Below are 6,927 nucleotides of genomic sequence, written 5' to 3'. Positions count from 1 at the left end.
AGTTGGCTTATGGAAAACTATATATACTATGTTTGGGGTTGAAAAAATCCGCCACATAACGACATAGAAAACATAGCAGGGTAGCAGCAAACCTTTGTTTTTAAAATCAACCGGTTGATACTGGGAAGCTATGTGTGCTATCTTCTCCTATGTGGTTAAAAAAAATATGCCATAAATGTCCCTCTGCGGTAGAGAGGGATCAAGCTTCAATGACTGTCATTTCTTTTTCTGAACATTTTCCTAAATGTTGAATTCTACCATTGACAGAACTTCACGCCCGTCACCCTGAGTGAAGCGAAAGCCTGCCCCGATGCTTTCGGGGGGTCTCCTATTTTATGGGAGATTCCCCGTAATACTACGGGGCAGGCTTTCAACTCCGCAGGCTCCGTCTACCATTGACAGATAGGAGTAACCGTCATTCTGAGTGAGGAAAGAGCGAAGAATCTCCCATAGTTTAGGAGATGCTTCGACTCCGCAAGCTCTGCTCAGCATGACGGTTCGCTAGATGTCATTACCTTTCTGTAAATGCCAAATTTTAAAATCTCAGCATGACGGCTACATATACGTTCCCTCCTACCCTCAAAGCTCCAACACTTTTTCCTTTTCCCTTTCCCCTTTTTCCTTTCTATCAAGGGAATATCCCCAAATCCAAATAACTGGTCTGAATACGCTCCAAGGCCAAAATAAAACCGGCAGTCCTCAAACTTTTAATATCCTTTTCTTTTCTTTTTTGATTCATGTCATGATAAGCCGTTACCATGGTCTCCTCCAACCCGGAAAGGACCAGATCACGCTCAGAAGCGCCCTTAATCAAAGCATCTTTTTCCTCATCAGTAAATTCCTCTCCCGTTGCATTTTCAATGGTACCCATTAATTTCCGGTATTTCTCCATATCATAACGCTTTTCCAACTTACCGAAAGACACCCTGGAGAGATTTTTCAACCACTCAAAGTAAGACACGGTCACACCACCGGCATTCAGGTACATATCAGGAATGACCATGATGCCTTTTTCCACCAGAATTTTCTCTGCCTCTTGGGTCACCGGACCATTGGCTGCTTCTCCTATGATTTTTGCCTGAATCTTATCTGCATTTTCGGAGGTAATCTGATTTTCCAAAGCAGCTGGAATCAATATATCGCAAGGATAGGTCAGTAAATCATTGGATTTACCGATAAACTCCCCTTTTGGGTAACCCTTGAAACCTTTGTTTTCCATCTGATATACTTTCAGGGCATCAATATCTATACCTTTTTCATCCCAAATCCCTCCATTCCATTCTGCAACTCCCACTACCTTGGCACCTGCTTCGGAGAGGTATTTGGCAGAATAATAACCTACATTACCCAAACCCTGCACAATTACTTTTTTGCCTTTTAGGCCCTTGGTCAAGCCAAGCTCTGCCATATCCTCTTCCACACTTACCGCTTCTCGGATACCGAAAAACACCCCCTGACCGGTAGCCTCTGTCCTGCCGGCTATCCCATGTTGAGAGAGCGGTTTACCGGTAACGCAGCCCTTGGCATTGATCAATTCCGGATTAAAAGCTTCAAATGTATCTACAATCCAGGCCATTTCCCTCGCACCAGTGCCGTAGTCTGGTGCAGGCACATCCAAAGCCGGGCCTATAGACTTCTTCTTGATAAGCTCTGCCGTGTAGCGACGTGTGATTCTTTCTAATTGCAATTCCGTATACTTGGTGGGATCTATACTGACACCTCCTTTAGCCCCTCCGAAAGGCACATTCACCAAAGCACATTTATAAGTCATCAGTGCGGCCAAGCCTTTGACTTCCTCTTCATCCACATGGGTACTGTACCGTATACCCCCCTTTACCGGGAGCTTGTGGTGGGAATGTTGTACCCGATAGCCTTTGATTACTTGATAGGTCCCATCATCATTTTTTAGAGGAAAATTAAACTTGTAAATACTGTTGCATTGCTTGATCTGATCCAGTAAACCGGGATGAATATCCATCAGCGATGCCGCTTCATCCACAAATCCACAAACATCATCAAACAGGCTGTAATTTTTCTTCTTGCTCATAAAAAAGGTTTTTTTGGTGCGAAAATTTAAAATACAAACGTTTGGGCTAACATCTAGGTTTTACGGGATGATTAATATCGAGGAAACCATCTTTTTGGGCAAGCCCTGCTAAAGTTGCCGTGAGCACTTTCCCTGCTGAGGCCCAATACCATTGACTATTTTGATCAAAATCCAAATTCCCTACCAGACGCTTGCCAAAATACTCCTCCACCACTATCCTGCCATTGACCAAAATAATAAATGCCCTGGTACCATTTTGATCTAAGTTTACTTTCAAGTCCTGCAAATTGTTAAGATTCCAACCCTGGGCCACTGGATCTGCCTGTTCCCAGTTTCCGGAAACCGGAGGGAAATACAATGCTAAGTTATCATCCGGCAATTTCTCTGATTCACTACATGCCATTCCCAGCATAATTGAAAGCAATAAAAAAATGACAACATGAATCCGCATAGTACCTGAAAATTAAATAAGAATTTTAATAGAAGATTCAGTTGAATAAACAAAAAAAGCCGGGAACATCCGGCTTTTTTTGTTCTAACTGTAATAAAGTTATGGTAAGATTACTTTATCAATCACATGAATTACACCATTGGTTGCCTGAATATCTGTTGCTATAACGCCAGAAATTCTTTCATTGGCATCAATCAAACTCGGTCCAGAAACATCAATGGTTACTTCGTCTCCTGAGAACATGGTGATGGTAGTGTTAGACAAATCACTGGAGAATACCCTACCAGCAAATACATGATAAGCCAAGACAACTTGTAAGCCTGCTATTCCAATGCCATCTTCTTCATCAATCAAATCTTCTAAAGAGTCAAAATTTAGTTCCTCCAAAAGTGCAACAAAAGCATCATTTGTAGGCGCAAATACAGTCAAGTTGTTGGTAGTGGCCAACAAATCCACAAAACCTGCCGCAACGACTGCATCCACCAAAATCGAGAAGTCATCGTTACCTAAAGCAATCTCCACAATATTTTCAGTAGGAGGCAACAACACTTGATCAATACCATGAATCACACCATTTCTTGCCCTTTTATCCGTCATCACGATATTTGAACCAGTCTCATTACCTGCACCCTTTACGGTTGCACCGCCATCCAAATTGATTTCTACTGCCGCTCCATTTACTGTTGGCACAAAACCATTGGAAAGATCAGTTGAAAGCACAGTTCCACCAACCACATGATACAACAAAATTTCTTTTAGATTGGGTTGTCTTCTTATATTTCCAGGATTTAAACCCAAAGCCGCAAATGCAGCATCTGTAGGTGCAAAAACGGTCAGTTCATTTCTTGCAAAAACAGAGGCCAAGCCTGAACTACCCAAGGCGGCATTAAAAGTAGCATAGGTAGCACCCGCACTTCTCCTTGCATTGATTTCCGAAGCATCATCCAAACCATCTTCCATGGACTTTAATACTTCAGGAATGGAAAACAACTCTTCAGCATCTGCTGCATAAGGCGCGTCCTGCTCCATATCCGAACAGGAAAAACTAAAGGCAGCGACGAATAAAATCAATCCTGCCAGCTTGAGGTTAATCTGGTTTAGTGTCATGTTTTTTGTTTTTTGTTAATGGAAATATGTATTACATAATGATCTAACACTCAGGTTAAAAAAAATGTTTCGGCAACCCAATAAACTGTGCAATTGTAAGGCCCAACTGTATAATGAAAAGGTTGAACTGTAAAAAGAAAAATTTTTTTCGACAGTAAAAATATCCCAGCAATCTATGCAGATATGATCCTCCCATCTTCCATCTCAATGGTCCTGTCTGTTTTGGCAGCAAGTTCCAAATCATGGGTTACCATCAACATGGTTTGCTGAAATTCCACCACCAACTCCCTGAAAATACCAAAGACCAAATCAGAGTTTTTCTTATCCAAATTTCCTGTTGGCTCATCACTCATGATAATCAAAGGATCATTCATTAGTGCCCTTGCAATAGAAACACGTTGTTTTTGTCCCCCTGATAACTGATTGGCTTTTTTGAGCGCATGGTCCTGCATTTCAAAAACTTTAAGCTTCTCCAAGGCTATGTACTCTAGCTCCTCCCTGGATTTCCGGTTGAGCTTTAGACCGGGAATCATCACGTTTTCCAAAACGGAAAATTCATGGATCAAATAGTGAAACTGGAAAACAAACCCAATTTTTTCATTTCTTAACCGTGAAAGTTTTTCTGAAGATTGGCCTGTAATAAGTTGGTCATCCAAAAATAGTTTTCCCTCATAATCTGTATCCATCGTTGAAAGGATATAGAGTAAGGTAGACTTGCCACATCCTGACTTGCCCATTACTGAGACAAATTCTCCCTTGTTTACTGAAAATGAAACTTCCCTCAATACCTGAGTCTTGGTAGGGCTGAAAAAGAACTTGTTGATTTTTTGGGCTTCAATGACCTTTTTCTTTTCCATCTTATTTTCCTCTGATGATTTCTACAGGATCTACGCTACTTGCTTTTTGCGAAGGAAAAAATCCGGCAAAATAGGTAGTGATTAAACTAAACACCCCTCCTATCAAATAATACTTGGGACTGAAATCTACAGGGAATGTTTTAATGGTAGGCAAAGCTTCTGTTTCAAAAGGAATTTGCTCAATGCCCAAACAGGCAATGAATCCAAAAATCAAACCCAATAATCCGCCAACAAATCCTATAACCAACGCGATGGTGATAAAAATATACCGCACATCTGAACCTGAAAAACCTATAGCCTTCAAAATGGCAATGGTATCCATTTTTTCATAAATCATCATATTGAGAATGTTATAGATTCCAAAACCCGAAACCACCAGCAAGGTAATCCCGACCGCATAACTGATCAGGGACCGAATCTGAGAACCTGTTTCAAACTGTGCATTCACGGTCTGAATGTCATCTGCATCAATTCCAAAAATGGAACTGTATTCCCTTGCCAATCCAGGGGAAAGGTTAAAATCATATAACTTTACCTGAATATCAGTAACATAGGAGGAAGTCTCCCCGATCATTTTCTGTGCCGTATTCAAAGACACATAAGACTGTAGATTGTCCAATTCACCAATTCCTGATTGATAATAACCCACAACCTTTAACAAGACCCGATTTCCTTGGGCAGTGGTCAGTTGTACATAGTCACCCAAATCAGCCATCATTTTGTCTGCAGCCCCCTTCCCCAAAATGATGCTATTTGCCGAATATTTCAAATCCATAAAATCTCCTGCCACCACATAATCGCTAAAAGCAAACAACCTGTCTTCCTCTTCCACAGCAATCCCGTTCAAAACCGCAGGGAGATCCACATTGCCCACATTGAAAAATCCTTGGACCGCAATCTTGGGCGCCACTCCCAGTACCCTTTTATCCGCTTGTAAAGTTCTAATAATGGCTTCATTATTATATATGCTCACCCTACTGACTGTCGGTTTGATCGAACGAATCACATTGAACCAGTCTTTAAATTCCTCGGACAGGTCTAAAGGCTGTTGCTCATTGGGTTTGATATCATTGTAAAATCTAACATGGGCAGTCCTGTTTAATATTAGCCCATCCAAAAGGTCATTGAGACCATTCATAAAACCCAATAAGGCAATAAACATGGTAATGCTAAAAGTTACACCTACGGCAGCAACCAAAGTCTGCTTGATTCTCGCTGTCATCAATGCCCTCGCTATTTCAATGATCAGGGAAAACCGCATTTCTAAGGCTTTTTAAGTTGGTTTTGCTCATTGATACCACTAAGGATTTCTACTTTTTGATAGCCTTTAATGCCGATTGCTACGGGCAGAGTATCCCCCTTTGTGTCTAGCACAAATCGCTCCCTGAATAGATAACTCCTGGGTATGGTCAAAGCATTTTCTTTGGATTGAAGAATGATGTTTGCTTCAAAGTTCAAATTTGGATATAGGGTTTCAGGCATGTTGACAAACTCACCCTCCACAGTAAAGCTCTTGTTTCTTTCATCCATGATAGGATTGATTTTGGTCACCACAGCTTCAAAAACTTCTCCTCGGTAGCTGTCTAATGTTACAAGAATTCTTTGACCTGCGCTGACTTTGGTGATGTCATATTCATCTACCTGCATTTCCAAAATAAACTCTTCTGCACTGCCAATTACTGCCAAAGGCGTTTGTGGGGTGACTATCTCCCCCTTCTCCACCAACAAAGCATAAACTTTGCCTTTTACTTTACTTTTCAAAAAAAGATCACTTTCCAAGGACTGGGAAATGGCCAAATTCAAGCCTGCATTTTTCTCATTAAAGGCTATTTCCCTTTTCAGGTCTTCATACCTTAATTTAGCCGAGTTGTAGGCTGTCCTTGCATTTTCAAAATTCAGATGCCGCTGCTCTAAATCAATAGCCTTCCCTATTCCTTGATCCCACAATTTTTTTTGTCTTTCCAACAACAGCGAATCATTTTCATATTTGGCTTTGGTCAAATCTATGTTGATTTCTAAATCTCTAAGTCTCGCCTTATTTTCTCTTTGGTCTGCAAAGTCCCTAGCCAATTGTGCAGATGCTCTGTTTAAGCGGGCAGATTCATTGCTGATCTCTAAAATCACATCTCCCGGATTTACCTCATCTCCTTCTTGCAGATACCATTCCTTTAATATCCCGCTAGTGTTGGCAAAAGCCCGGTATTGATCCTTGGCCCTTACAAATCCCGAAGCAAAAACCGATTCGGAAATGTTTTCCCTTGAAGGAAACACTGTATCTTCCTTCTTTCTACAGGAGGTTAGCAATACAACAATGAAAAACAATAAATAGACCCAATGTCTCATAGTTTCTGGTTTCTTCATACTAAAAATAAGGGGTATTTGATGAAAAAATAAATTTTGGGAAAACAATCAAGCGCTCTATCCATAAAAAGAAAGCATTTGTCTCCATTATAAAAAAAACAACT

6 protein-coding genes are annotated in these 6,927 nt (G+C 40.9%); all 6 read right to left on the bottom strand.

Going from position 1 to position 6,927, the window contains the following annotated elements; all coding sequences use genetic code 11:
• Nucleotides 1-628: 628 nt before the first annotated feature.
• Complete coding sequence (locus tag B879_RS14700) at nt 629-2,047, bottom strand: Glu/Leu/Phe/Val family dehydrogenase (RefSeq protein WP_009185990.1); 1,419 nt, start codon at nt 2,045-2,047, stop codon at nt 629-631.
• Nucleotides 2,048-2,093: 46 nt separating this feature from the next.
• The gene (locus B879_RS14695; protein ID WP_009185989.1) at nt 2,094-2,498 is read right to left on the bottom strand and encodes a serine hydrolase; all 405 of its coding nucleotides are present in this window, start codon (nt 2,496-2,498) and stop codon (nt 2,094-2,096) included.
• Between the two features lie 99 nt (nt 2,499-2,597).
• Nucleotides 2,598-3,605 (bottom strand): fasciclin domain-containing protein, encoded by a 1,008-nt coding sequence (locus tag B879_RS14690; protein WP_009185988.1) that lies wholly within the window; start codon nt 3,603-3,605, stop codon nt 2,598-2,600.
• Nucleotides 3,606-3,778: 173 nt separating this feature from the next.
• Complete coding sequence (locus B879_RS14685) at nt 3,779-4,462, bottom strand: ABC transporter ATP-binding protein (RefSeq protein WP_009185987.1); 684 nt, start codon at nt 4,460-4,462, stop codon at nt 3,779-3,781.
• Between the two features lies 1 nt (nt 4,463).
• The gene (locus B879_RS14680) at nt 4,464-5,723 is read right to left on the bottom strand and encodes an ABC transporter permease (protein WP_009185986.1); all 1,260 of its coding nucleotides are present in this window, start codon (nt 5,721-5,723) and stop codon (nt 4,464-4,466) included.
• Between the two features lie 2 nt (nt 5,724-5,725).
• Entirely contained in the window at nt 5,726-6,805 is a 1,080-nt protein-coding gene (locus B879_RS14675) for an efflux RND transporter periplasmic adaptor subunit (protein WP_009185985.1), read from the bottom strand.
• Nucleotides 6,806-6,927: the final 122 nt, after the last annotated feature.

Source organism: Cecembia lonarensis LW9, from assembly GCF_000298295.1.
GTDB classification, from domain to species: domain Bacteria; phylum Bacteroidota; class Bacteroidia; order Cytophagales; family Cyclobacteriaceae; genus Cecembia; species Cecembia lonarensis.
The sequence above is the reverse complement of the archived record's forward strand: the minus strand, read 5'-3'. Positions and strand labels throughout refer to the sequence as shown.